This window comes from Lacibacter sp. (assembly GCF_057361365.1).
This window is the reverse complement of sequence record NZ_JBMQSG010000022.1, coordinates 61123-85380: the sequence shown is the minus strand read 5'-3', so window position 1 is coordinate 85380 and position 24258 is coordinate 61123. Positions and strand designations below refer to the sequence as shown.

At 41.0% G+C, this 24258-nt stretch carries 26 protein-coding genes; 19 read left to right on the top strand and 7 right to left on the bottom strand.

The features are described from left to right. Nucleotides 1-3: 3 nt before the first annotated feature. The 12 genes from ACO1QW_RS18600 to yidD all read left to right on the top strand — a co-directional run bounded on the left by ACO1QW_RS18600 (nt 4) and on the right by yidD (nt 14239). Nucleotides 4-2973 carry a SusC/RagA family TonB-linked outer membrane protein gene (locus tag ACO1QW_RS18600; protein WP_486260881.1) on the top strand — a complete coding sequence of 990 codons (2970 nt, stop codon included), beginning with the start codon at nt 4-6 and terminating at the stop codon, nt 2971-2973. An 18-nt stretch (nt 2974-2991) separates the two neighbouring features. After that, nucleotides 2992-4572 (top strand): RagB/SusD family nutrient uptake outer membrane protein, encoded by a 1581-nt coding sequence (locus ACO1QW_RS18595; RefSeq protein WP_486260880.1) that lies wholly within the window; start codon nt 2992-2994, stop codon nt 4570-4572. 20 nt (nt 4573-4592) lie between these two features. Then, nucleotides 4593-5453 (top strand): SusE domain-containing protein, encoded by an 861-nt coding sequence (locus ACO1QW_RS18590; protein ID WP_486260879.1) that lies wholly within the window; start codon nt 4593-4595, stop codon nt 5451-5453. Between the two features lie 11 nt (nt 5454-5464). Further along, complete coding sequence (locus ACO1QW_RS18585; protein ID WP_486260878.1) at nt 5465-7234, top strand: SusE domain-containing protein; 1770 nt, start codon at nt 5465-5467, stop codon at nt 7232-7234. 125 nt (nt 7235-7359) lie between these two features. Further along, nucleotides 7360-8127 (top strand): undecaprenyl pyrophosphate synthase, encoded by a 768-nt coding sequence (gene uppS, locus ACO1QW_RS18580; protein WP_486260877.1) that lies wholly within the window; start codon nt 7360-7362, stop codon nt 8125-8127. 189 nt (nt 8128-8316) lie between these two features. Continuing rightward, the gene (locus ACO1QW_RS18575) at nt 8317-10992 is read left to right on the top strand and encodes a BamA/OMP85 family outer membrane protein (protein ID WP_486260876.1); all 2676 of its coding nucleotides are present in this window, start codon (nt 8317-8319) and stop codon (nt 10990-10992) included. Nucleotides 10993-11036: 44 nt separating this feature from the next. After that, nucleotides 11037-11552: an OmpH/Skp family outer membrane protein gene (locus tag ACO1QW_RS18570; RefSeq protein WP_486260875.1), complete on the top strand. Its 516-nt coding sequence runs from the start codon at nt 11037-11039 to the stop codon at nt 11550-11552. Between the two features lie 67 nt (nt 11553-11619). Further along, nucleotides 11620-12132, top strand: coding sequence for an OmpH/Skp family outer membrane protein (locus ACO1QW_RS18565; protein ID WP_486260874.1), 513 nt, complete (start codon nt 11620-11622; stop codon nt 12130-12132). Nucleotides 12133-12201: 69 nt separating this feature from the next. After that, nucleotides 12202-13029 (top strand): glutamate racemase, encoded by an 828-nt coding sequence (murI, locus tag ACO1QW_RS18560; protein ID WP_486260873.1) that lies wholly within the window; start codon nt 12202-12204, stop codon nt 13027-13029. 287 nt (nt 13030-13316) lie between these two features. Then, a complete protein-coding gene (gene rpmH / locus ACO1QW_RS18555; RefSeq protein ID WP_182803479.1) occupies nt 13317-13484 on the top strand; it encodes a 50S ribosomal protein L34 in 168 nt (55 codons plus the stop codon). Nucleotides 13485-13581: 97 nt separating this feature from the next. Further along, nucleotides 13582-13989 (top strand): ribonuclease P protein component, encoded by a 408-nt coding sequence (rnpA, locus tag ACO1QW_RS18550; RefSeq protein WP_486260872.1) that lies wholly within the window; start codon nt 13582-13584, stop codon nt 13987-13989. Continuing rightward, nucleotides 13970-14239: a membrane protein insertion efficiency factor YidD gene (gene yidD / locus ACO1QW_RS18545; protein ID WP_486260871.1), complete on the top strand. Its 270-nt coding sequence runs from the start codon at nt 13970-13972 to the stop codon at nt 14237-14239. The genes rnpA and yidD overlap by 20 nt, the downstream gene beginning before the upstream one ends. On the opposite strand, the gene ACO1QW_RS18540 is transcribed toward yidD, so the two are convergent. After that, nucleotides 14236-14715, bottom strand: coding sequence for a GNAT family N-acetyltransferase (locus ACO1QW_RS18540; protein WP_486260870.1), 480 nt, complete (start codon nt 14713-14715; stop codon nt 14236-14238). The two genes, yidD and ACO1QW_RS18540, sit on opposite strands and share 4 nt — an antisense overlap. Nucleotides 14716-14771: 56 nt before the next feature. Here ACO1QW_RS18540 and ACO1QW_RS18535 point away from each other — a divergent pair, with 56 nt between their 5' ends. Then, entirely contained in the window at nt 14772-15341 is a 570-nt protein-coding gene (locus ACO1QW_RS18535; RefSeq protein ID WP_486260869.1) for a DNA-3-methyladenine glycosylase I, read from the top strand. Nucleotides 15342-15427: 86 nt separating this feature from the next. Here the strand turns inward: ACO1QW_RS18535 and ACO1QW_RS18530 are convergent, their stop codons facing one another. The 4 genes from ACO1QW_RS18530 to ACO1QW_RS18515 all read right to left on the bottom strand — a co-directional run bounded on the left by ACO1QW_RS18530 (nt 15428) and on the right by ACO1QW_RS18515 (nt 17406). Continuing rightward, entirely contained in the window at nt 15428-16027 is a 600-nt protein-coding gene (locus tag ACO1QW_RS18530) for a superoxide dismutase (protein WP_486260868.1), read from the bottom strand. Between the two features lie 161 nt (nt 16028-16188). Next, complete coding sequence (locus tag ACO1QW_RS18525; RefSeq protein ID WP_486260867.1) at nt 16189-16551, bottom strand: hypothetical protein; 363 nt, start codon at nt 16549-16551, stop codon at nt 16189-16191. 110 nt (nt 16552-16661) lie between these two features. Beyond that, nucleotides 16662-16964, bottom strand: a complete 303-nt coding sequence (locus tag ACO1QW_RS18520; protein WP_486260866.1) for a DUF6958 family protein — start codon at nt 16962-16964, stop codon at nt 16662-16664. 4 nt (nt 16965-16968) lie between these two features. After that, nucleotides 16969-17406, bottom strand: coding sequence for a nucleoside deaminase (locus ACO1QW_RS18515; protein WP_486260865.1), 438 nt, complete (start codon nt 17404-17406; stop codon nt 16969-16971). Nucleotides 17407-17426: 20 nt separating this feature from the next. On the opposite strand from ACO1QW_RS18515, the gene ACO1QW_RS18510 reads away from it, so the two are divergent. From ACO1QW_RS18510 to ACO1QW_RS18490, 5 genes are read left to right on the top strand one after another with little or no spacing between them, the layout of a single operon-like run. Continuing rightward, on the top strand, nt 17427-18926 hold the full coding sequence (locus ACO1QW_RS18510; protein WP_486260864.1) for an aldehyde dehydrogenase family protein: 1500 nt from the start codon (nt 17427-17429) through the stop codon (nt 18924-18926). 5 nt (nt 18927-18931) lie between these two features. After that, complete coding sequence (locus ACO1QW_RS18505) at nt 18932-19603, top strand: glutathione peroxidase (RefSeq protein ID WP_486260863.1); 672 nt, start codon at nt 18932-18934, stop codon at nt 19601-19603. Between the two features lie 4 nt (nt 19604-19607). After that, the gene (gene trhA / locus ACO1QW_RS18500) at nt 19608-20240 is read left to right on the top strand and encodes a PAQR family membrane homeostasis protein TrhA (protein WP_486260862.1); all 633 of its coding nucleotides are present in this window, start codon (nt 19608-19610) and stop codon (nt 20238-20240) included. Then, nucleotides 20207-21277 carry an MBL fold metallo-hydrolase gene (locus tag ACO1QW_RS18495; RefSeq protein ID WP_486260861.1) on the top strand — a complete coding sequence of 357 codons (1071 nt, stop codon included), beginning with the start codon at nt 20207-20209 and terminating at the stop codon, nt 21275-21277. The genes trhA and ACO1QW_RS18495 overlap by 34 nt, the downstream gene beginning before the upstream one ends. 24 nt (nt 21278-21301) lie before the next feature. Beyond that, on the top strand, nt 21302-21820 hold the full coding sequence (locus ACO1QW_RS18490) for a hypothetical protein (RefSeq protein WP_486260860.1): 519 nt from the start codon (nt 21302-21304) through the stop codon (nt 21818-21820). Here ACO1QW_RS18490 and ACO1QW_RS18485 read toward each other — a convergent pair. Next, nucleotides 21817-22146, bottom strand: a complete 330-nt coding sequence (locus ACO1QW_RS18485; RefSeq protein ID WP_486260859.1) for a DMT family transporter — start codon at nt 22144-22146, stop codon at nt 21817-21819. The genes ACO1QW_RS18490 and ACO1QW_RS18485 overlap by 4 nt on opposite strands. 61 nt (nt 22147-22207) lie before the next feature. Further along, nucleotides 22208-23248, bottom strand: a complete 1041-nt coding sequence (gene dusB, locus ACO1QW_RS18480; RefSeq protein WP_486261608.1) for a tRNA dihydrouridine synthase DusB — start codon at nt 23246-23248, stop codon at nt 22208-22210. A 43-nt stretch (nt 23249-23291) separates the two neighbouring features. Between dusB and ACO1QW_RS18475 the strand changes: the two genes are divergently transcribed. Continuing rightward, entirely contained in the window at nt 23292-24248 is a 957-nt protein-coding gene (locus ACO1QW_RS18475) for a CPBP family intramembrane glutamic endopeptidase (protein WP_486260858.1), read from the top strand. Nucleotides 24249-24258 lie beyond the last annotated feature (10 nt).

Below are 24258 nucleotides of genomic sequence, written 5' to 3'. Positions count from 1 at the left end.
ATTATGACCCTTCATCGTCTGCTTGCCAGGGCAGGAGTGCTCAGCTTCCTGCTCGTGGTTTTGGCAATGAACGTGTTTGCGCAAGGTAAAACTGTAACAGGGAAAGTGACCGACAGTAAAGATGGCACCCCGGTTGCAAATGCCTCCGTAACAATTAAAGGTACCAACACCGGTACAACCACTGATGCAGGTGGTAATTTCAGAATTGCAGTTCCCAACAACGACGCCGTGCTTGTTATTTCATCCGTAGGTTTTACGGCATATGAATTAACGGTTGGCGCACAAACTGATTTTGCCATTTCGCTCGCTGCAGCACAAGGCACTTTAAACGAAGTTGTTGTTGTAGGTTATGGTACACAGCGTAAAAGAGATCTCTCGGGCTCTGTGGCAACTGTATCTTCAAAAGACTTTGTAAAAGGCGCAATTCAAACGCCGGAGCAGTTGATTGCAGGTAAAGTTGCAGGTGTACAAATCACACCAAACAGTGGTGCTCCCGGAAGTGGTAGCCGCATCAGAATTCGTGGAGGTGCTTCATTAAACGCAAGTAACGATCCGTTAATTGTTATTGATGGTGTACCGGTTGATAATGGCGGCATTTCAGGTGCAGCAAATCCGCTCAACCTTATCAACCCGAATGATATTGAAACATTCACCATTCTGAAAGATCCATCAGCAGCTGCTATCTACGGTTCACGTGCATCGAACGGTGTAATCCTGATCACAACCAAAAAAGGTAAGAAAGGAAAAACACGATTTAATTTCAGTGCTCAAGGATTTGTACAGACTCCTGCAGGAAAAGTAGATGTATTAAGTGCTGATGAAGTGCGTTCAATTGTAAGTGCAAAGGGCACACCGGCTCAGGCTGCTTTATTAGGTAAAGAAAGCACCGACTGGCAAGACCAGGTTTTCAGAAATGCATTTGCACAGGATATTAATTTGAGTGCAACAGGAGCGTTTGCCAGCGGCAAATGGCCCTTCCGTATATCAGGAGGCTATCTTAACCAGGATGGAATTTTAAAAACCGGCAACTTCCAGCGTTTAACTGGTGCTTTAAATCTCAACCCAAGCTTTTTCAATAATAAGTTGAAGGTAGATCTGAACCTTAAAGGCTCACGCACTACTAACTTTTTTGCTAATGAAGGAGCTATAGGTAATGCCATAACATTTGATCCTACCAAACCAATAAAGTCAAGCAGCGCAAGGTATGGTGGCTATTGGGAGTGGTTAGATCCAGATGGTTTGCCCACGCAGCTTTCGAATCGCAACCCTGTAGGTTTATTGAATAATCGTGAAAATACAAGCGAAGTATACCGCAGCATTGGTAATATTCAATTCGATTATCAGATTCCTTTTGTAAAAGGATTGCGTGCAAATCTTAACCTTGGTTATGATGTTTCAAAGGGTAGTGGAGTAAATATTGTAAGCGATAGTGCAGCCGATACATACCGTCGTAAAGGCAATTACAATCCTTACCACCAGGAACGCACAAATAAGTTGATGGATTTCTACTTTAACTACGCCAACAATGTTAAGTCAATTAACAGTCGTGTTGATTTTACTGTTGGTACGGGTTACCAGGATTTCGAATTTTACAGCTTCAATAATCCCGACAGAAGATTCAATGGCGAAGTTGTTCCGGGATCAATACCAAACTTTCTTTCACAAGCTCCTGGCTATACGTTGATCTCTTACTACGGTCGTCTTGTTTATACATTGGCAAACAAATACACCGTTACATTAAATGCACGTACCGATGGCACTTCGAAATTTAATAAAGACAATCGTTGGGGCTTCTTCCCTTCTGCAGCTGTAGCGTGGCAGGTAAATGAAGAAAATTTCCTGAAAAATTCTGCGGTAGTTTCTAATCTGAAATTACGTGCTGGTTACGGTGTAACTGGTCAGCAGGATGGTATCCCTTTTTACGCATATATTCCAGTATATGGTTTGAGTAATAATCAAGCGCAATATCAGTTGGGGAATCAATTTATTAATCTTCTTCGTCCAAGTGCTTATGATGCTGACTTGCGTTGGGAAACAACAACCAATATAAACGCAGCGGTTGACTTTGGTTTTATGAACAACAGGTTTAATGGTACAGTGGAAGGATTTATTCGCAAAACAGAAGATCTGTTGAGCACCGTGCCAATCCCTGCAGGTTCAAACTTTACAAACCAGTTATTTACCAACGTAGGTAACATTGAAAGTAAAGGTGTTGAGTTAACATTGAATGTAGTGCCGGTTCGCAATAAAAAAGTAGAATGGGAAATTGGTGCCAACTTTACTTATGTTGTTCCTAAAATTACCAACCTGCTCGTAAATGAAGATCCAAACTTCACTGGTGTGGCAGTGGGTGGTATCAGTGGCGGTACAGGTAACACTATCCAGCGTCATATCGTTGGTGAACGTCCTTCTTCGTTTTATGTATACAAACAGGTATATGATGCAAACGATAAACCAATTGAAGGTTTATATGAAGATCTGAATCGTGATGGTATCATCAATGAAAAAGATCTTTACATCTATCAGGCACCGGAAGCAAGGTATTTTCTTGGTATCACTTCAAATGTAACTGCTGGCAGGTTTACGGCAGGTTTTGTAATGCGTGGAAGTATTGGTAACTACATGTACGATAACTTAAACTCAAACATGGGTGTTTATCGCCAAATCGTTAATCCGCTGGGCTTCCTTGCAAACGGAACCAAAGATTATTTACATACAGGCTTCTTTAATAATCAATATTTCTCCGATTACTATATTAAGAATGCTTCATTCCTGCGCATGGATAATATCAATGTGGGTTATGATGCAGGTGAAATTGCAAAGAATGTTCGTTTGCGTATTACTGCGAATATTCAGAATGTGTTTGTGATCACCAAATATGGAGGCCTCGATCCTGAAATTTCAGGTGGTATTGATAACACAATCTATCCACGCCCTCGTACGTATGTATTGGGTTTAAACTTTGATTTTTAAAAAATAAATATCTGCAATATGAAACGTATTTCAGTTTATATAAGTTCATTACTGTTGGGTGTGGCGCTTCTCACGAGCTGCCATAAGCAACTCGACAGAACACCACCTAACAGCTTGCCGTCGGGTAATGTTTACACATCTGAAGCCGGTTACTTACAGGTAATGGCGAAAGTATATGGAAGCATGGCGCTTACAGGAAACCAAGGCCCTGCAGGTAATGGCGACGTGGCTGGGATTGATGAGGGTACTTCTGACTTCCTGCGTTTGTTCTGGAAAGCACAGGAATTAAGTACTGATGAAGCTGTGGTTGCATGGAATGATCCGGGCATCCAGGATTTTCATAACATGAATTGGAGTTCAAGTAATGCAATGACCAAAGGCTTATACTATCGTTGTACTTACATCATTACACTTTGTAATGAATTCATTCGTGAAAGTGATCCGGCAAAAGTAGGCGGCCGTGGTATTACCGGTGCAGGCGCTGATAATATCAAACGTATGCGTGCTGAAACAAGATTTGTTCGAGCTTTTGCTTATTGGGTTTTGCTCGATTTGTATGGAAAGCCTGGCTTTACTACAGAGGCTGATCCTATCGGTAAATTCAATCCACCGCAAACAGATCAGGCGAAGCTGTTTACTTACATTGAAACTGAGTTGAAAGCCATTGATGCTGACTTATCAAACGCACGTGCTGCGGAATACGGCCGGGCCGATAAAGCAACAGCATGGGCTTTGCTTGCCAGGTTGTATTTGAATGCAAAAACATACATCAACACCGAAAAAAATACAGAAGCAGTTACTTACTCAAAAAAAGTGATCGATGCGGGGTATGGTTTGCTTAGTGATTATCGTTGGTTGGGATTAGCTGATAATAACATCAGCAACCCCGAATTTATCTGGACATTAAACTATGACGGTATCAGATCAAAAAACTACGGAGGTACAACCTTCCTGGTAAATGCATCTGTTGGTGGCGATATGGATAAAAATGTTTCAGGGCTTGGTGCCTGGGGTGGCATTCGTGCAACAAGAAACCTGCCTGATCTTTTTCCTGATGTAAATGGTAATGGTGATAAACGGGCACAGTTCACAACCGGTTCTCAAAAACTTGATATCAATAATATTTCGGAGTTTAAGGATGGTCTTGCTGTGATCAAATATCGCAACAAAACTCGTAGCGGAGCTTTTGGCCAGGATCCGGAAAAAACATTCTCCGATATTGATTTTCCCGTTTTCCGTTTAGCAGAAATGTACCTGATCTATGCCGAAGCAGTAAAGCGTGGAGGAACAGGCGGTACAGAAGCACAAGCATTGATTTATTTGAATGCATTGCGTACAAGAGCGCAGGTTACTGCAGCACCTTTAGGATTTTATACCCTTGATTACATTATTGATGAACGTGCAAGAGAATTGTATTGGGAAGGTTTCCGCAGGACTGATCTTATTCGCTTCAACCGTTTTGTAGAGGGCACATATTTGTGGCCCTGGAAAGGGGGAGTGAAAAGTGGTACAGGAGTTTCTGCCATTCGTAAACTTTACCCGATTCCTGATTCAGAAATTGCAGCCAACCCCAACCTGACGCAGAACACAGGTTATTAATCACATTAAAAGAACGAAATATGAAATCATACATCAACCGTTTTTCGCTCTTCGCCGTCATCCTCTTTTTGTTTGCCTGCGAAAAAGCTGAGAACAAGATCAACTTCGTCGGCGGAACTGATCCGGTATTAACAGCCAGCACTAATGCAGTTACGCTGCAACCAGGCAGTGAAGCCAATACAGCGCTTCGCTTAAACTGGACAAATCCTAACTACAATTTTTCAACTGGTATCAGTTCTCATGATGTGAAATACACATTGGAACTTGATACACTCGGTGCAAACTTTGGTAGTGCAAGAAAATTTGTGACAGTGTTTTCAAAGGAGCTTTCTAAAACGTACACTGTTACTGAACTGAATGGCATTATGGGAAATGATATGCGCTTGCCGCTCGATCCACGCCGCACTTTTACTTTCCAGGCAAGAATTACTTCCAGCCTCGGAATAGGGTCCGATGCCGTTCCCCGCACATCAAACATCATTACGTTTACAGCAAGTCCTTTTATTCCACCTCCCAAAGTGGAACCTCCAGGCACGCCGCTCAACAGTTACAATGATGGAGAGTTATGGATTGTGGGTGATGCTTCGCCAAATGGCTGGGCCAATCCCCTTCAGGCAACATATAAAACGTCTCATAAGTTTACCAAAAAGTCAAAAACATTATACGAATTGACTATTGCCTTACCTGGCGGGGGCGGGTATAAATTAATTCAAACGGATGGCAACTGGGATACACAATACCATATGACTGTTGGAACCTGGGCAGGCGGTCAATTTGAAAAGAAAAATGCCGACCCCACTTTCCCTGGCCCACCATCAGCCGGCACTTATAAAATTACAGTTGATTTTCAGCTTGGCGAATACACAGTTGTGAAACAATAAACCACATTAAAATGAAATTAGTAAACCATATACGCTTTTCTCACTTGGTGCTGCTGCTTGTGCTGGCTGGTTGTGCAAAAGCTCCCGAGCTGAAGTATCACAACAACGGCAGTGCTGTTAGTTTGTCTTCTTCGGCAACATCTATTGCACCTACTGCGGCAGACTCGAACAAGGTCATCCTTACGTTGAATTGGACCAGTCCTGCTTATGCTACAGACAGCAATACATACAAGTATATTCTTGAGCTTGATTCAAGCACCAAGAATTTCACGAAACCGAATGTAATTACGCAAACAGGTGCGAGGGTTAAAACGTTCACCGGCAAAGAAATCAACAATATGCTGTTGAACTACGGATTTGCATTAGGGGTGCCGGTTGATCTTGATTTCCGCATTACCTCATCGTACAGCAACAACAATGAGCAGTATAAGTCGAATATTTTAAAAGTGCGGGTAACTCCTTACAGCGATCCTTCTGTACTGACTACAGAAAAAACAACAGTTTCCGGAGATTTGAATAGTGCAGGTAATGCATCGAATAAATTCACCTGGACCCGTTCATTTACAGGGTACAGCGGTGCAGTTACATACACATTGCAATACGATTCTGCTGGTAAGAACTTTGCATCGCTGCACGATATTGCTGTTGGAACTGATACCTACCTGAAGCAATTAAATGTGGGCGAAATGAATGATGCTGCATTAACTGAAGGCGTTGCCGGTGGTACTCCAGGTAAAGTTGATTTTCGTGTGAAAGCAGTTACTGCACAAGGAGCCGTTTCTTATTCTAACACTGTTTCGGTTACCATCAATACTTACATTCCGTTACTGCGTTTTTACCTGCCCGGTAGTTACCAAATTGGTTCAGGGTATGGTAGTGAAAACTGGACACCAGCCACAGCTCCTGAACTTGTTCGTGATCTTCGTCCTGGTGCATTGAATAAGCTATACTACATCTACATTTGGTTGCCCGCAAATACTGAGTTTAAAGTAACACAGGGGCGCAGCTGGGATGTGAACTATGGTGGCACCGGAGGTACCTTGGTGCAGGGATCAAACGATAATCTCAAAGTGACGAATGCCGGGTACTACCGTATTTCTATTGACCGCACTTCATTGAAATATGATATTCGTGAAGGTCGTATGGGCTTTGTGGGTGATGCAAGCGGTGCAGGCTGGAGTCCCAGCACTGCATTCCCTAATTATGCAATGGGCCTGGCATCAACCAACCTGTTTGTGGGAATCACCACGTTCGCAACTGGTCCATGGAAAATGATTGACCACAACGATTGGAACAATGGTGATATTAATGTTACCAATGCCCGCAGTTATGGTGCAAGCGGACCAAGCGGCAGTACCATGGAAGTAAATGGCGGCAATTTCCCTAATATTACCACAGCAGGTCGTTACCGTGCAATATGGGATGGACGTAACGCAGATAATATTAAATACGAATTATCACCAGCGACAGAAATGCGGGTTGTAGGTAACGGTATTCAGGGCGTGCCCGACTGGAACCCGGGAGCAAGCCCTCAAATGACCTATATCGGCGCTGGCAAATGGCAAATCACCCTGACACTAGTTGCTGGAAAGGATATTAAATTCCTTGCCGGCAATGATTGGGGAGCATTTGACTATGAGGACAACAGCGGCTTGAGCACAGCTACAGGTGTTGCCCGGAAAATTAAATGGGAAGGAGGTGAGAACTTTAAAACACCTGTTTCAACTGGATCGTACACCATTACCTTAGACGAGCATGCACAAACAGTAACCATACAATAATTGACGTTTTGCAAATAATAAAGCCGGCAGCAATCAACTGTCGGCTTTTTCTTTTATTTCCCTTTGGCAAAACATCCGTCAGCCCTTATTTTCATTACCTTCGTGCCCTTAATTTTTCTAAGGTTATGCCTTCCTTGCGAGATCAGTTAGATATTGAGCGGTTGCCGCAGCACATTGCCATCATTATGGATGGTAACGGTCGTTGGGCAAAGGAGCAGGGACAGGACAGGCTGTTTGGTCATTTTCATGGCGTTGAAAGTGTGCGGGATATTGTGGAAGGATGTGCTGAGTTGGGTGTAAAATATCTCACGTTATATGCCTTCAGCACCGAAAACTGGGACCGGCCAATAGAAGAAGTAACCGGCTTAATGGAATTGCTGGTTGATACTATCCGGAAAGAAACTGCCACGCTGAATAAGAACAAGATCAAATTGCATGTAATTGGCGATACCAATATGTTACCCGATTACGCAAGAAAAGAATTGCAGGAAAGTGTAGATGAGTTGAAAGATAATAAAGGCTTAAATCTTATCATGGCTCTTAGTTATAGCAGCAGGTGGGAAATTGTGAATGCCATTAAGAATATTGCGGCCGATGTAAAGACCGGAAAGCTGGAACCATTTGAAATTGACCAGGATACCATCAAGGATTATCTCACCACACGTGAGTTTCCCGATCCGGAGTTAATGATTCGCACCAGCGGTGAGTACCGCATCAGTAATTTTCTTTTGTATCAACTGGCTTACGCAGAATTGTATTTTACAAATGTGCGTTGGCCCGATTTCAGGAAAGAAAATTTATATGAAGCCATTCTGGATTTCCAGGGACGGGAAAGGCGTTTTGGAAAGACGGGAGAACAATTGAAAACCGGCCAACCTATAACACAATCCTAAGAGTGTGTGAAGACGGCCATTTTAACAAAGAGTTTCAGCAAAACCAACTATTTTGCCGCCCGGCTGTAACAGGCGTGAGCGGCATTTTTATAACCCGTTATACAACATAACCGTAACTGAATTTTGATGCGTTTGAATAGAAAATTATTACTGCTTATTCTGATTTGCTCCAGTGTTTACCTGCCTTCGATGGCACAGCAAACCGACACCACTAAACCTGTTTCAGTAGATCCTGAACTGGAAGCAATCATGAACTCAAAGGTGCCGAGAGAATATGTTATTGCCGGCATTACCGTTAGTGGTTCCAAAACATTTGATTCTGCATTGCTGGTATCTATTACAGGTATTGCTGTGGGTGATAAAGTTTATTTGCCCGGCGGCGACCTGTTCAGCAAAGCCATTGCATCTATCTGGCGTCAGCAATATTTCGATGACGCTGCTATCTATATTACAAAAGTTGATGGGAAAGATATTTACATTGAAATAAGTGTAACTGAACGTGCAAGGCTTGGCAATTTCTTTTTCAAAGGAATTAAGAAAGGTGAAGAAGATGAGTTGAAAGAAAAAGTTGGACTTACACCAAACAAAGTAATTACAGAAAATCTTCGTCGCACAAGTATTGAACGCATTGAAAAATTTTATTCCGAAAAAGGCTTCAGGCAAATTGAAGTAGATGTTACCGAAACAAAGAACGCAGTTAATGCCAACTTTATCGACCTTACGTTTAATGTGAACAAGGGTAAGAAAGTTAAGATCGACGAAATATTCATTTCAGGTAATGAAGTGGTAACCGATCTTAAAATTAAAAAGCAACTGAAGGGAACAAAAGAGCGTTTGCGTTTTAACCTTTATCCTGAATCAAATGCTTCTGTGTATGGTGGTAAAGATTCGGTTACGTTCAAGCAGTTCATGAAAGATCGTGGCTTTTTATCACTTTCAAAAGTGAGAGACTTTCTTGATCCATGGTTCCGCCTTAAATTTTCAGCGGCTAAATTCAACCAGAATAAATACATCGAAGACAAAGAAAAAATACTTGCTTACTACAACTCACTTGGTTATCGTGATGCAACTATTGAAAAAGATACAACGTACTACAACAGTAAAGGAAATCTTGTTATTGATGTGAAGGTTCAGGAAGGTCGCCAATACTATTTTGGTAATATTACATGGAGAGGAAATACAAAGTATAGCGATTCCGTACTGAACAATATCCTTGGTATACAACGTGGCGATATCTATAATCTTGAAACGCTCAATTCGAAATTAGGTAAACAACTTTCAGCAGAAGGTGGCGATATCAGCGGTCTTTACATGGATGATGGTTATTTATTCTTCCGTGTTGAACCGATTGAAACAAAAGTTTACAACGACACGATCGATTACGAAATCCGTTTGTCAGAAGGTCCACAGGCAACAATTCGTGCCATCAATATTTACGGTAACGATAAAACAAAAGAGTATGTAATTCGTCGTGAGTTGCGTACAATTCCAGGTGAAAAGTTCAGCCGTAGCGATATGATCCGTTCTATTCGTGAATTATCGGCATTGAACTATTTTAACCCTGAAAAAATTAATCCAAACCCCGTTCCTAATCCTGACGATGGTACTGTTGATATCAACTATACACTCGAAGAAAAATCAAGCGATCAGTTAGAGTTGAGTGCTGGTTGGGGTGGTTTGATTGGTTTAACAGGAACACTTGGTGTTACGTTCAACAACTTCTCTACAAAAAATATTTTCAAAAAATCGGCATGGCAACCTTTGCCAAGTGGTGATGGACAACGTTTGTCTATTCGTGTGCAATCAAACGGTCCATCATTCAGTTCACAAAACTTCTCGTTTACTGAACCATGGTTAGGTGGTAAGAAAAGAAATAATCTTACGCTGAGTTTGTTCCGTACAAAACTTGCCAATGCATTCGATCCGTTAACCGGATTACCATTGCGTAAAAAGTCAGAAGACGCACAGTTCCTTCGCACGTTTGGCGCAAGCGTATCGTTAGGTAAACAATTGAAATGGCCCGATGACTTTTTCAACCTCATCACTTCTGTTAACTATACTCAGTATAAGCTGAAGGATTATCCAATTTTTCCTGAACTTGATAGCGGCGTATCAAATAACATTAACCTTCGTTTCCAGATCATCCGTTCAAGTGTTGATCAGCCAACGTTCCCACGTTCAGGTTCAACCTTCTCTTTAACGGCTACGTTTACGCCACCATGGAGTTTGTTCCGTGATGCAAGTAAGTATAACGATCCTGCTGAGAAATATCGTTTGGTTGAATATCACAAATGGCGTTTGAACTATGAATGGTTTATACCAATCGGTAAACCGGCAGGCGCTGAAAAGAACCGCCAGTTTGTTTTAAAGGCTGCAGCGAAGTTTGGCTTCCTTGGTCGTTACAACAAAGACTTACCAATATCTCCATTTGAACGTTTCCAGGTGGGTGATGCTGGTTTGCAAAACAACTTTGGTATTATTGGTTTCGACATTATTGCCCACAGAGGTTATCCTGTGTATGATAATTCAAATCCAAGAATTAATAACGCCAACCAAACATCAGCCACGCAATTCTTTACCATCTTTAATAAGTACAGCATGGAATTGCGTTACCCATTAAGCACCAATCCAAGCAGTACTATTTTTGGTTTGGCATTTTTTGAAGCAGCCAATGGTTGGTACGATGTAAAAGATTACAACCCGTTCAAACTTCGTCGTAGTGCTGGTTTGGGTATGCGTTTCTTCTTACCAATGTTTGGTTTGCTCGGGTTTGATTATGGTGTTGGTTTAGACAGAACATATCCCGGCGCAAGATTCAGGGATATTTCCAAGTTCACCTTTATGCTCGGCTTTGAACCGGAATAGACAACTTTTTTGTTGCAACATCCATCATGTATAAAAACAATTGTATGAAGACATTTTTCATTGCAGCTTTCAGCTTAATGCTTACCGCATTTGGTGCAAATGCGCAACGCTATGCAATTATTGATACCAAGTATGTACTCGATAAAATTCCTGAGTACAAAGATGCCAATAAAAAACTGGAAGAAATGGCTGATGCATGGCAAAAAGAAATTGATCTGCAACAGGCCGATCTGGATAAAATGTATCGCCAGCTGGAAACTGAAAAGGCAATGCTCACACCCGAACTTTTGAAAAAAAGAGAAGATGAGATCTTTAATAAAGAGAAGCAGGTTCGTGAATTACAACGCCGCCGTTTTGGCTTTGAAGGCGACTACTTCCGCAAAAAGCAGGAATTGGTGAAACCCATACAGGATAAGGTTTACAACGCCGTTCAGCGTCTTGCAACTGAAAGATTATACGATTTTATTTTGGACAAAAGTGAGGGAATTACCGTTATATTTGCCGACCCTAAACTGGACAAAAGCGACGATGTGCTGAAAATACTGGGTGTTAAACTTTAATAAAAACCCCGTGCACACACAACCATTGGAGGGAGTAAGCACACTTTATTTAAAACAAAAAAGAAAAATGAAAAAGATTATTGTTCTGGCAGTTGTAGCGCTTATGGGAACAGCTGTAACAGTGAATGCACAAAAAATTGGTCACATTAACACAAACGATTTGTTAGTGGCAATGCCTGAAACGAAGAAAGCTCAGGATAGATTAAAAAATTCACAGGATTCACTCAACGTTGTATATGCACAGTTGATTAAAGAATACCAAGAAAAAGACAGCGTTATCAGAGTTGATTCAATTAAATGGAGCCCGGCTATTAAGCAAATCCGTTTTAAAGAATTCCAGGACTTAGCTGATGCAGTTCAACAATATTCAACTTCAGCACAACAATTTTTACAACAGAAGGAACAAGAGTTTTTTGCTCCTGTACAAAAAGTTGCGTTAGATGCTATACAAGCTGTTGCTAAAGCAAACGGTTATGCATATGTTGTTTCAAGAGATGCTTTATTAGTGGTGCCAACAACAGATGATTTGTTACCATTGGTGAAGAAGTTTCTGAAGATACCTGAAACACCAGCCAAATAATAAGCTTAAGAATTACAATATTGATCCCCCGGTTTATCGGGGGATTTTTTTTGTGCTTACATTAGCAGCATGCACAAAGGGCCTATAGGCATATTTGATTCAGGTTACGGTGGTTTAACTGTTATGAAAGAAATTGTACAACAGTTACCTCAATACAACTACATCTACCTTGGTGATAATGCCCGTGCTCCTTATGGAACACGTAGTTTCGAAACAGTTTATCGCTACACATTAGAATGTGTGCAATGGTTTTTTAAACAGGGATGCCCATTGGTTATTCTTGCATGCAACACTGCGTCGGCAAAAGCATTACGAAGCATTCAGCAAAACGACTTGCAGCAGCTCAATCCAAATAACAGAGTGTTAGGAGTTATTCGGCCAACTGCAGAAGTGATCGGACAGTATAGTAAAACAAAAAATGTAGGCGTGCTTGCAACAGCAGGTACTGTGCAGTCAGAATCATACGAAATCGAGATCACGAAGTTTTTTCCCGATGTAAAAGTATTTCAACAGGCATGCCCTATGTGGGTGCCATTGATCGAGAACAATGAACATACAAATGCAGGTGCTGATTATTTTGTAAAAGAATATGTGGATGAATTAATGCAGCAATCACAAGGTATTGATACGGTGTTGCTGGGCTGCACGCATTACCCTCTGCTGAGTGAAAAGATAAAGCAACAGTTGCCCGCTGATGTGCAGTTATTGTCGCAGGGAAAAATAGTGGCCGAAAGCCTGGCCGATTACCTGAAGCGCCACCCGGAAATGGAAGAACGGCTTTCTAAAGGAAGTAACAGGCAATTTTTTACAACCGATTCAATTACAGATTTTGACAAACATGCCCGCTTGTTTTACGGAGCCGATATTAAAGCAGCCCATGTTGAGCTTGCAGGCTGATTATTACACATGGAAGAGTGAAAGCATTTACACAAAGGGCTGAATGCCAGCAGTGGTTTTAGATGAAGATGGTACTGAACGTACAAGAGTTTGCGAAGCAACAGGCGATGCCATCAGCAAAAGTGCTCGTATCAAACAGAATTTTCTTGGCTCAAACACTGTGTTTTCGGGCTCTTTCCCTTACCTTTGCCGTCCTTTCACAAACAGCGGGAAGTGGTGTTCTCACTGGGTGATATGAAATTTCCGGTTTCTCCCCGGTATTTTTTAAAGAAGTAAAACAGCAAACAATGCCAGGAAAAAAACGCACATACCAGCCTTCGAAGCGTCGCAGAAAAACTACACACGGTTTTCGCAAGCGTATGCAAGATGCTAATGGCCGCAAAGTTTTGAACAGCCGCCGTGCAAAGGGTCGTCATAAGCTCACTATTTCTGATGAGCGTGGCGCTAAGAAATAATACTCTTTCGATCTGAAGATATTTTGAAGTCTCCTTTAGGGAGACTTTTTTATTTGATGACAGCTTCGTAAACTGTTTATTTTTACACTTTTATAAATTGGCAACGATTCAACGATACACACTTGGCAAACATGAACGGATGAAAAGCCGAAAGCAGATCGAACTTCTGTTTAAAGAAGGGAAGACCTTGAATGTTTCGCCTTTACGTATCTATTATTCTCTGCATCCACTAACAAATGATCAAAGCCCAATGCTTTTTGGTGTGGCTGCAGGTACTCGTAATTTTAAAAAAGCAGTTGACCGAAATCGTATCAAGCGATTGATTCGTGAAGCCTGGCGCTTGCAAAAAAATGAACTGCAGCAAAAATTAAAAGAGAAAAATATGCAGATGCATGTGTTTTTTATTTTCACAGGCAAAGAACTACCGGATTATAAATTGATTGCTGAAAAAACAGCGATAGCTTTACAAAAACTGGAACAACTTAGTGTGCAGCCAACATCTTGATACAACTCAAAAGAAGTATAGTCGCATTAAAACAGTGCTGAGCTTTCCATTCATTTTGTTGATAAGGATTTACCAGTATGTTATTAGTCCGGCAATTGGTCCAAAGTGCAGGTATACGCCAACTTGTAGTCAATACGGCATTGAAGCATTAAAAAAACACGGGCCAATTAAAGGTTTGTGGTTGACAATAAAACGCATTGGCCGATGTCATCCGTGGGGAGGAAGTGGTTACGATCCGGTTCCTGATTAAAACAAATAGGCCATCACGGCTTCATCAACAAACTCATTCTTGCTCTTTAAATACGTGTATTTCTTCAACACACCTTCATGATGAAAACCTGCTTTCAGATAAAGTTGAATTGCTTTTTCATTGGCAGTAGAAACTGTTAACTCTATGCGGAGAAAGCCATGTTGTTTCGCATATTCTTTTATTTCTTCCATCATTCGCAAGCCATAACCTTTACCGGCTTTTTCAGGATCAATTGCAAGGCCTCCTAAATAAACAATATGTGTATTACGATAATGTTGCGGCACAAGTTTAAACATGCCCACTGCTTCATCGCCATCTTCAAAAATATACAACACGCCTTTGTTTTGTAATTCGTTAAATACAGTGCGGAAATCTTCTGGATGCATAAACTCATACAACAAGAAAGGATTTACCTGCGGATGCATGTAGAGGTAATAAAGAAAACCAAAATCGTTGCTGGTTGCTTTTCGTATCATTTCCGATGTTAAGGACTGTGAAATTAATTACTTTGCAAGAGTACAAAGTAAAAATTATGGCAAAGGAAAAGATACGTTGCAGCTGGTGTTTAAAAGATGATCTGTATAAGGCATACCATGATGAGGAATGGGGAACACCCTTGCATGATGACGACAAATTATTTGAGTTGCTTTGTCTTGAGGGAGCGCAGGCAGGTTTGAGTTGGTACACCATTCTCAACAAGCGTGAAAATTATCGCAAGGCATTTGATGGGTTTGATGCAAAGAAGATGGCGAAGTATGGTGATAAGAAAATAGAAGCATTGCTGCAGGATGCAGGTATTGTACGCAATCGTTTAAAAGTAAACGCCTTTGTACAAAATGCAAAAACCTATCTCGCCATACAAAAAGAGTTCGGCAGCTTTGATAAATACATCTGGCAGTTTGTTGGCGGCAAACCGATTGTAAATAAAGTAAAAGGCTTAGGCGATGTTCCGGCAAAAACAGAAATCTCTGATGCCATGAGCAAAGATCTATTGAAACGTGGATTTAAGTTTGTGGGTTCAACTATTTGTTATGCGTTTATGCAGGCTAGCGGAATGGTGAATGATCATGCAGATAATTGTTGGAAAAAGAACCGCAGATGATTTGATGAATTGATTCGGATGATGCTATCAAAAACATAGCCCTCTGAAAACTGAGAGGGCTATGTTTATTGGTGAGACTTCTAATCTTATTTGCCGAAGCGCTCCGATACCTTGCTCCAGTTAACTACATTCCAGAATGCAGCTAAATAATCAGCACGACGATTCTGGTATTTTAAATAGTAAGCATGTTCCCAAACATCAGCACCAAGAATTGGTGTGCCTTTTACTTCAGCAACATCCATTAAGGGATTGTCTTGGTTTGGTGTAGAGCTAACTTCAAGTTTACCATCTTTTACGATCAACCATGCCCAGCCACTGCCGAAACGTGTCATACCTGCTGCTGCAAATTTTTCTTTGAATGCATCAAAAGAACCGAATGCTGCATTAATTGCATCGGCCAATGCGCCTGTTGGTGTACCGCCTGCATTAGCTGCTAATGATTCCCAGAAAAAAGTATGATTCCAGTGACCACCGCCGTTGTTACGTACAGCAGGAGAAATACTTCCTGCAGCAGCAACTAATTGCTCAATGGTTTTGTTTTCGTGCTCAGTACCCGCAACTGCTTTGTTGAGATTATCAACATAAGCCTGGTGATGTTTGCCGTGATGTATCTGCATGGTAGTTGTGTCGATATGAGGCTCCAGTGCATCATGTGCATATGGAAGAGGTGCTAATGTAAATGCCATGTTCTGTAAGTTTTAAAATTTGACGAAATAGTTTGAATGGACAACAAATGTACAACCAGATCATTTAAAATTCTGATCGATTAAACTTACAGCAATTAGCACACTCCAAAAAAGAAAGGAATGCATTGCTGCACTCCTTGTCTCCATTGGGCTTTTGGGGGTTATTGAGAACAGTACCAATTAATTTGATCCTGTGCCTGGTAATAGCTTAACCAGACATCCCGGATGTTTACCGTCATTAAGTTGCCACGGCTTCGATTGTATATCGTTTTAGTGCCGTAAAAACTAAAGTCGCCATAGAGTACTTCGCCAACTGTGGCACGAAAGGACCAGTTTTCGGCTACGGTATAACCGTTAGATGTTTCAATCACGATGTGATCGCAATCAAAATCTGAAAACACAACCACGCCACGTTCCTTACGCAACCATTGTGACTCATCAATAGCAACTGGCTGCAAATCGGTTTTGCGACAGGCCGATAAAAACAAGAGGCTTATAAGTAGAAATCCAACTATTCTGTTCATATGATTCAGTTTTTACTTGTGAATCGATTACAGAATAGATGGCTGTGCACACAAAAAGTTGTGTTCTTCAATTGAAGGTTTTGTTAAAGAAAAGCGGCGGTGGGAGAGGATTATTTTGCGAGCCGATTGTGCTTTACGCCTTTCTCGGTAAAGGTTTCAACAATCCCTTTAGTTTCAAGGTCGAGCCGGATAGAAATGGTGTACCAGGGTATGGAGCGTTTAAAGTCGGGCATCTGTTTACGGATGATCTTAACAACATCATCGGAAAGTTCGGTGAACGTTTTCCCCTTACTTCCTTTCAGGCTTTTGAGGATAGCGGCTTTAATTGGTTCGTATACATCAGCATCAAACTTCCGCTCGGTACCGGTAACCGGATGCGTAACAATGATTTTTTTGGATGTTGCTTTTGCCATGAGCTTATCGTTTGTCTTTAAAGAAATTTTTCATCAGCTGGGCGCATTCTTCTTTTAAAATTCCCTGGATAACTTCTGCCTTTTGATGAAAAGGCCATTCATCTTTTGTAACACGTTTGTGACCATTTTTTTCATCATCAGCACCCCACACAATTCGTGTTACTTTACTCCAGTAGAGAGCGCCTGCACACATCAAACAAGGTTCAACCGTTACATACAAAGTAGCTTCGGGTAGATATTTCGCCCCAATATGACTGAAAGCCGATGTTAATGCGATCATTTCTGCATGAGCCGTTGGATCATTAAGCCGCTCCGTCATGTTCCGTCCACGGGCAATGATTTTGTTGTTTACAACCACAACCGCACCAATAGGAATTTCGTCTTCTTCAAATGCCAATTCAGCTTCTTTTAATGCCTGTTTCATGAAATATTCGTCGGTCATGGAGCGAAGTTAGAAAAGGTATGGCATACCTAATACCGGAACAGAAAGAGAAAAGAAGAATAAAGCTTTGCTACATTTGTAAGGCCACTTACATCTTGCCGGTTGCTTCATCAGACAAAACACGAAAGCCATTCATGAATCCATATCAACATTTATACGATAGCCAGGTTGCTTACTATAAATCAGGTGCTACGAAGTCACTTGCGTTTCGTAAAGAGCAATTAAAAAAACTCGAATCATTGATTCGTAACAACGAGCAACAGATCGAAGAAGCATTGTATAAAGACCTACGTAAGCATAAGCAGGAAGTATACATGACAGAGCTTGGGCCGATATATGAAGAAATAAAAACCCAACTGAAAGGCGTGCGTCAGTGGATGCAACCACAAACTGTTGACACACCGTTGTACCTGTTGCCATCGGTCACGAAACTTTATCCTGAACCCGTGGGCAATGTCATTATAATTTCTCCCTGGAATTATCCTGTTCTGTTAACCTATCGTGCAGTGGCAGGTGCAATTGCTGCGGGTAACACAATCATCATTAAACATTCTGAATTAAGTCATCATACATCAACGTTGATGGAGCAACTCATCAACCAACATTTTCCTGCGGAATTTATGCATGCTGTAAGTGGCGATGGCGTAACGGTGGTGCCGCAGTTGTTAGAACATTTTCACTTTGGGCATGTATTTTTTACCGGAGGAACAGAGATCGGTAAAAAGATCATGGGTATGGCGGCAAAGCAATTATCACCCGTATCGTTGGAGTTGGGAGGTAAAAGTCCATGCATTGTTGATGAAACCGCTGATCTTAAAATGGCTGCGAAAAGAATTGTGTGGGGCAAGTTGCTCAACTGCGGACAATCATGCGTAGCGCCTGATTATCTTGTCGTGCACGAAAAGATCAAGGACAACCTCATTCAAACAATCATCAAAACAATAGAAGAGTGTTACGGAACTGACAAGGAAGGAAATGATAATTATGGTTGTATAATAAACACACGTCGCTATCACTCGATCCTAAACTATTTGCAAGATGGAACTATTGTTTATGGTGGAGATGTGAATGAAGAAACAAGACATATTGGTCCAACGATTATTGATAATGTAAAACCCGATGCTGCTGTTATGAATGAAGAAATATTTGGCCCGGTATTGCCTGTATTTACTTATCAGCAGAATGATGAAGTGTTGAAACTTGTTGATCGCAATCCCAACCCATTGGCGGTTTATATCTTCAGCACATCAAAAGCCACGCAGAATTATTTTATTGAAAAGATAAGTTTTGGTGCAGGCTGCATTAACGAAACCATTTATCAACTTGGAAGTAGCAGTATTCCTTTTGGTGGCATTGGTACAAGCGGTCACGGCGGACACCTGGGAAAATTTTCATTCGATACCTTTACTCACTACAAGGGTATTGTAAAAAAAGTGAATTGGTTTGAACCTTTTTTCCGTTATCCACCATTTAGCAAATCAAAACTCCGTCTTTGGCGTTTGGCCTTGGGAAGAAAATAATTCAGATGCGTAAACTTAAACGATTGACGATTGTTTTATTGATTGCTGTAATGGCAGGAACTATTTATTTCTTTTATGTTAACAGAAACAGCGTAGGTATGACAACGAGACAAAAATTTTTAAAAGCAGTGTATCCCATCTTCATGTGGATGCAAGGAAAGAAAGCAGAAGTGCTGGAAAATTCGCATCATGCACCTTACGCTGCTTTTCATTCTCTCAAAGGAACAATGAACAACGGAGCCACTTTTGATTTTTCTCAATTGAAGGGAAAAAAGGTGTTGCTGGTGAATACCGCAAGTGATTGTGGCTACACAAACCAGTTTGATGACCTTCAACAACTCTATGAAAAATTTCAAAACAAATTGGTGATAATTGGCTTTCCTGCAAATGATTTTAAAGAACAGGAAAAAGGAACGGATGAAGAAATCGCTCAATTTTGCAAACTGAACTTTGGTGTTACTTTCCCTTTGATGAAGAAGAGTACAGTAAAAAAAGATCCCGATCAGAATGAAATATTCAAGTGGCTTACTGATTCAACAAAGAATGGTTGGAACAGCAAAGCTCCCAGTTGGAATTTTTCAAAATACCTGGTGAATGAAGAAGGCGTACTGACTCATTATTTTGATCCTTCGGTTTCGCCAATGAGCGAACAGCTGTTGAAGGAAGTAGAAAAATAAACGCATGACAGATCAGCATACTACTCTTCGTCTTGAAATTGCAAATAGCATTACTCACGGCATCGGGATTATTTTTGGTATTGCTGCGTTACCGGTGTTGAGTGCATTTGCTGCAAATAAAGACCATACAATAGCAGTTGTTGGCGCATCTGTTTATGGCTTTTCATTCTTATTGTTGTTTACATTTTCAACCCTGTATCATGCTTTTCAGAATCCTAAAGTGAAAAGTGTTCTGCATGTGTTTGATCATATAAGTATTTATTTTCTAATAGCCGGAACTTACACGCCTTTTCTGTTGAATTATATGCTTAACACAACAGGTATTATTATGCTGAGCGTGTTATGGGGACTAACATTGATTGGTATCTTTTTTAAAATATTTTTTACCGGCCGGTTTAATTATGTTTCAACCGTAATCTATTTAGGTATGGGTTGGATCTTGTTGTTTAGCGGTCGCCAATTTTTTGATGCCATTCCATCTGATGTAATGATCATGATCATCATTGGCGGGGTACTATATAGCATTGGTGTTATTTTTTATCTCTGGGAGAAATGGCTTTATCATCATGTGATTTGGCACCTCTTTGTTTTGAGTGCTGCCATATGTCACTATGTAGCAGTTCTGTTAATGGTTTAAAATTTGAATACAAGAGTAATAAACAAACCTGGTCGTCTGTAGAAACAATGGCACAAATACCAACACATAATCCCTCGCTTCCATTCATAAAGAAAAACTGGAATGGCAACCCGTTGAATAAAAAGCAGCAGTATATAAATCTTGACGGCCCTTCGGAACGTTCTTTTGCAGAGTTGCTAAAATGGCAAACAGAAAAAAATCCTTTGAAACCATTGAAGCGAAATCAACGTACAAATGTTGAAGTGGTATTTAATCAACAAATCACACAGGATAAAGAAGATGGGATTACATGGCTTGGTCATGCAAGCTTTGTGTTTACGTTAAACAAAAAGCAGTTTATTGTTGATCCGGTGTTGTATAATGTTGGTCCGTTAAAACGATTTACGGCATTGCCTTGCGATGTAGTGGCGTTGAAGCAAATCGATTATATTTTATTATCACACAATCATCGGGATCATGCAGATAAAAAAAGCTTGACGCAGCTTTGCGGAATGAATCCATCCGCCATTATACTCACAGGATTAGATATTGCACCGCTGCTCCAAAGCTGGAACATTACCAATACAATTATTGAAGCGGGATGGTATCAACGGTATCAGTTGGAAACCGATGTGGAAGTAACATACCTGCCGGCCAAACACTGGAACCGCAGGGGGTTACATGATATGAATGATATGCTTTGGGGAAGTTTTATGCTGCAGTCGTCAACGAAAACCATTTATTTTGGCGCCGATAGCGGACTGGGTATTCATTACCCTGAGATTGCAGATCTGTTTCCCAATATTGATGTAGCCATATTGGGTATTGGTGCATACAAGCCTGAATGGTTTATGGCTACAGCACACACCAGCCCGGCAGATGCCTTGCTTGCGTTTGAACAATTGAAAGCAAAGCAACTTATACCCATGCATTATGGCACATTTGATTTAAGTGATGAGCCCATCTTTTATCCCAAACAGGAAATGCAATTGCTTCAGGAGAAACTGGGTATTACTTCAGTGAATCATCTTTCTATCGGAAAGAAATTACACTTATAGTATCTTACTGTAAAATCAATTACTATGTTCAGTAAAACGGATATTGAACAATACTTTGCTGCTGAAAAACAAGCCGGACTTATTTTTCTTTCCTTTGGCATTGTAGCAGTTATTGCAGCCCTGATTTTGCTGTTTGTTTTGAAAACGCCTTTTTATAAGGGAGCAGCTATTCCAATGATCATTGTAGGCTTAATAGCAGGAGGAATTGGATTTACTATCTATAAACGTAGCGATGAAGACAGAGTGAGGAATGTATACGCTTATGATCTCAATCCTGATGATTTGAAACAAAAGGAATATCCACGTATGCAAAAAGTGATGAAGAGTTTCGGGGTAATCATTATTACAGAAGTTGTGCTTGTTATTGTCGCACTCTTTCTCTTCTTTAATTTCAGAACAAATGCATCACAGCAATTATGGAGCGGCATAGGATTGGGTTTGCTGATCGTGGCCTTCGTTGCATTAATCCTTGATATTTCTGCTCAGCGGAGAGGAGTGGTTTATACCAAGGGGTTGGAAAGCTTTTTAAATAAAAAACCTTAATGCGCCGATACAGCCTTCAACCCAATAATAGAAGCAATAAGTGTTGTAATAAAGAACAAGCGCCAGAAATCGGCAGGTTCTTTAAAGAAAACAATTCCCATGATCACAGTACCAACAGCACCAATGCCTGTCCATACAGCATAAGCTGTTCCGATAGGAAGTGTTTGCGTGGCTTTATAAAGTAACAGCATACTGATGCTGAGACAAACGAAGAAGCCGACCATCCAGTAAACAGAAGTTGAACCGCTGGTAACTCTTGCTTTGCCAAGACAGGTAGCAAAGCCTACTTCAAATAAACCAGCAATGATGAGGATGATCCAATTCATGGATAATTGTTGGATTGAATAGTTTTAAGATTAATGTTCGAGCAGGTGAGACAATTCCCTCCTAATCAACCGGGCATTTCTCGTGGTAATTGATTAATTCAATTTTTGCAGGAGCAAATTCAAAACCGGCGAACTTCGCTACAATTTCATCCAACACCGAATCGATTTCCTCCACCGTCATCATTGTAACAAGTTTTGATCGGTATTCTTTAATATTCGGAAGACCTTTTAAATAATTAGCATAGTGGCGACGCATTTCAAAGATGCCCACTTTCGGTCCTTTCCATTTATAACTTTTATGTAAATGTTTTCGACAAACTTCAACACGCTGCTCAACAGTTGGCGGTGCAAGATGCTCACCCGTTTTTACGAAATGTTTGATTTCGTTAAAAATCCAGGGATAGCCAATTGCAGCTCGTCCAATCATGATGCCATCTACTCCATAACGGTTCTTGTACTCCAGCGCTTTTTCGGCACTATCAATGTCGCCATTACCGAAAATTGGAATGTTAATGCGGGGATTATTCTTCACTTTAGCAATCAGTGTCCAGTCAGCTTCTCCTTTATACATCTGGCTGCGGGTGCGGCCATGAATGCTCAACGCTTTAATACCTACATCCTGCAAACGTTCCGCAACTTCTTCAATATTCTTTGTATCGTCATCCCAGCCCAATCTTGTCTTAACAGTTACCGGAAGTGAAGTGGAGTTTACCACGGAAGCTGTTAAACGCACCATCAGGTCAATATCTTTCAGCACACCGGCACCGGCACCTTTCATCGCCACTTTTTTAACGGGGCAACCAAAGTTTATATCAACTAAATCGGGATTGACCGTTTCGCAAATGCGGGCACTCATTCCTAATGCTTCTTCATCGCCACCAAATATCTGGATACCAAATGGACGTTCTTCTTCCTCAAAATCAAGTTTTTGACGGCTTTTGATCGCATCACGGATCAAACCCTCACTGCTGATGAACTCGCTGAACATGAGATCGGCACCATTATCCTTGCAAACTGCACGGAATGGCGGATCACTCACATCCTCCATGGGCGCAAGAAGGAGCGGAAATTCAGGAAGCGATATGTTACCTATCTTTACCACGTTCAAAAAGAGCTGCAAATTTAATCAGTTTTCACCAGTAGTTATGTACGAAAATCAGTATCAGCGCAAATTAGAGCCGCCCGTTGAGTTCTTGATCCTCATCGGCATTTGGGTAGGATGTTTTGTGTTAGGCAGTGTGGCAGCCATTCCCATCTGGATCGGGATGACAGGGAAATCGCTTTTCGACATGCAAAAAGAGATGTTTAACCCGGCAAATGTGGATGCAGTGAAAATGATGCAGGTGGTTTCAACCATTATCATCTTTTTTGTTCCGGCCTTTATTACTGCAAGAATTGCGTCGAAACAGCCGTTTGAGCGACTTGGTTTCAGGAAAGGATTGCATGTGAACAGGGCAATTGTATCAATTCTCATCATGTTGGCAGCTTTACCTTTTGTAGGGTTTTTGGCAGAGCTGAATAAAGCAATCCCTATTACAGCATCAATGAAAAAGATGTTTGATGCAATGGAATCGCAATATGCTGAACAGGTGAAACTGATGGCGACATTCAAAACCCCCACGGATTATATTATCGCACTATTCATTATTGCATTGATGCCGGCAATTGTTGAAGAGGTTTTTTTCAGGGGCGCTATGCAAAGCATTTTTATGCGCTGGTTTAAAATTCCATGGCTCGTTATTTTTATCACAGGGTTTATCTTCAGCGCCATCCATTTTTCCTGGTATGGATTTATTCCACGTGTGGCATTGGGTATGGTGCTCGGTTATATTTTTTATTACACCGGCAATTTATGGTACAGCATTATTGCGCACTTCTTTAATAATGCGTTAATGGTAACTATTCTTTACTGGCAGTACATGAAAAATAAAAAAGTGGATATGGAAGTTGGTGACAGCGCTCCCTGGTGGGCGGGTTTAATTAGTGCGGCTGTATTGGTGGGATTATTTATACTGCTGAAAAAAATTACTGCAACCAAAGTATATCCCGACAGTATTGCAGCCGGACAAGAGCCAACCTCGCAAAACCAATATCTTAAATAACAAATTTCTT

What these genes read in the sequence shown, in the direction of transcription:
- ACO1QW_RS18600 (WP_486260881.1), top strand. Translation starts at nt 4, where the DNA reads ATGACCCTTCATCGTCTGCTTGCCAGGGCAGGAGTGCTCAGCTTCCTG.
- ACO1QW_RS18595 (WP_486260880.1), top strand. Translation starts at nt 2,992, where the DNA reads ATGAAACGTATTTCAGTTTATATAAGTTCATTACTGTTGGGTGTGGCG.
- ACO1QW_RS18590 (WP_486260879.1), top strand. Translation starts at nt 4,593, where the DNA reads ATGAAATCATACATCAACCGTTTTTCGCTCTTCGCCGTCATCCTCTTT.
- ACO1QW_RS18585 (WP_486260878.1), top strand. Translation starts at nt 5,465, where the DNA reads ATGAAATTAGTAAACCATATACGCTTTTCTCACTTGGTGCTGCTGCTT.
- uppS (WP_486260877.1), top strand. Translation starts at nt 7,360, where the DNA reads ATGCCTTCCTTGCGAGATCAGTTAGATATTGAGCGGTTGCCGCAGCAC.
- ACO1QW_RS18575 (WP_486260876.1), top strand. Translation starts at nt 8,317, where the DNA reads ATGGCACAGCAAACCGACACCACTAAACCTGTTTCAGTAGATCCTGAA.
- ACO1QW_RS18570 (WP_486260875.1), top strand. Translation starts at nt 11,037, where the DNA reads ATGAAGACATTTTTCATTGCAGCTTTCAGCTTAATGCTTACCGCATTT.
- ACO1QW_RS18565 (WP_486260874.1), top strand. Translation starts at nt 11,620, where the DNA reads ATGAAAAAGATTATTGTTCTGGCAGTTGTAGCGCTTATGGGAACAGCT.
- murI (WP_486260873.1), top strand. Translation starts at nt 12,202, where the DNA reads ATGCACAAAGGGCCTATAGGCATATTTGATTCAGGTTACGGTGGTTTA.
- rpmH (WP_182803479.1), top strand. Translation starts at nt 13,317, where the DNA reads ATGCCAGGAAAAAAACGCACATACCAGCCTTCGAAGCGTCGCAGAAAA.
- ACO1QW_RS18540 (WP_486260870.1), bottom strand. Translation starts at nt 14,715, where the DNA reads ATGATACGAAAAGCAACCAGCAACGATTTTGGTTTTCTTTATTACCTC.
- ACO1QW_RS18535 (WP_486260869.1), top strand. Translation starts at nt 14,772, where the DNA reads ATGGCAAAGGAAAAGATACGTTGCAGCTGGTGTTTAAAAGATGATCTG.
- ACO1QW_RS18530 (WP_486260868.1), bottom strand. Translation starts at nt 16,027, where the DNA reads ATGGCATTTACATTAGCACCTCTTCCATATGCACATGATGCACTGGAG.
- ACO1QW_RS18525 (WP_486260867.1), bottom strand. Translation starts at nt 16,551, where the DNA reads ATGAACAGAATAGTTGGATTTCTACTTATAAGCCTCTTGTTTTTATCG.
- ACO1QW_RS18520 (WP_486260866.1), bottom strand. Translation starts at nt 16,964, where the DNA reads ATGGCAAAAGCAACATCCAAAAAAATCATTGTTACGCATCCGGTTACC.
- ACO1QW_RS18515 (WP_486260865.1), bottom strand. Translation starts at nt 17,406, where the DNA reads ATGACCGACGAATATTTCATGAAACAGGCATTAAAAGAAGCTGAATTG.
- ACO1QW_RS18510 (WP_486260864.1), top strand. Translation starts at nt 17,427, where the DNA reads ATGGCATACCTAATACCGGAACAGAAAGAGAAAAGAAGAATAAAGCTT.
- ACO1QW_RS18505 (WP_486260863.1), top strand. Translation starts at nt 18,932, where the DNA reads ATGCGTAAACTTAAACGATTGACGATTGTTTTATTGATTGCTGTAATG.
- trhA (WP_486260862.1), top strand. Translation starts at nt 19,608, where the DNA reads ATGACAGATCAGCATACTACTCTTCGTCTTGAAATTGCAAATAGCATT.
- ACO1QW_RS18495 (WP_486260861.1), top strand. Translation starts at nt 20,207, where the DNA reads ATGTCACTATGTAGCAGTTCTGTTAATGGTTTAAAATTTGAATACAAG.
- ACO1QW_RS18490 (WP_486260860.1), top strand. Translation starts at nt 21,302, where the DNA reads ATGTTCAGTAAAACGGATATTGAACAATACTTTGCTGCTGAAAAACAA.
- ACO1QW_RS18485 (WP_486260859.1), bottom strand. Translation starts at nt 22,146, where the DNA reads ATGAATTGGATCATCCTCATCATTGCTGGTTTATTTGAAGTAGGCTTT.
- ACO1QW_RS18475 (WP_486260858.1), top strand. Translation starts at nt 23,292, where the DNA reads ATGTACGAAAATCAGTATCAGCGCAAATTAGAGCCGCCCGTTGAGTTC.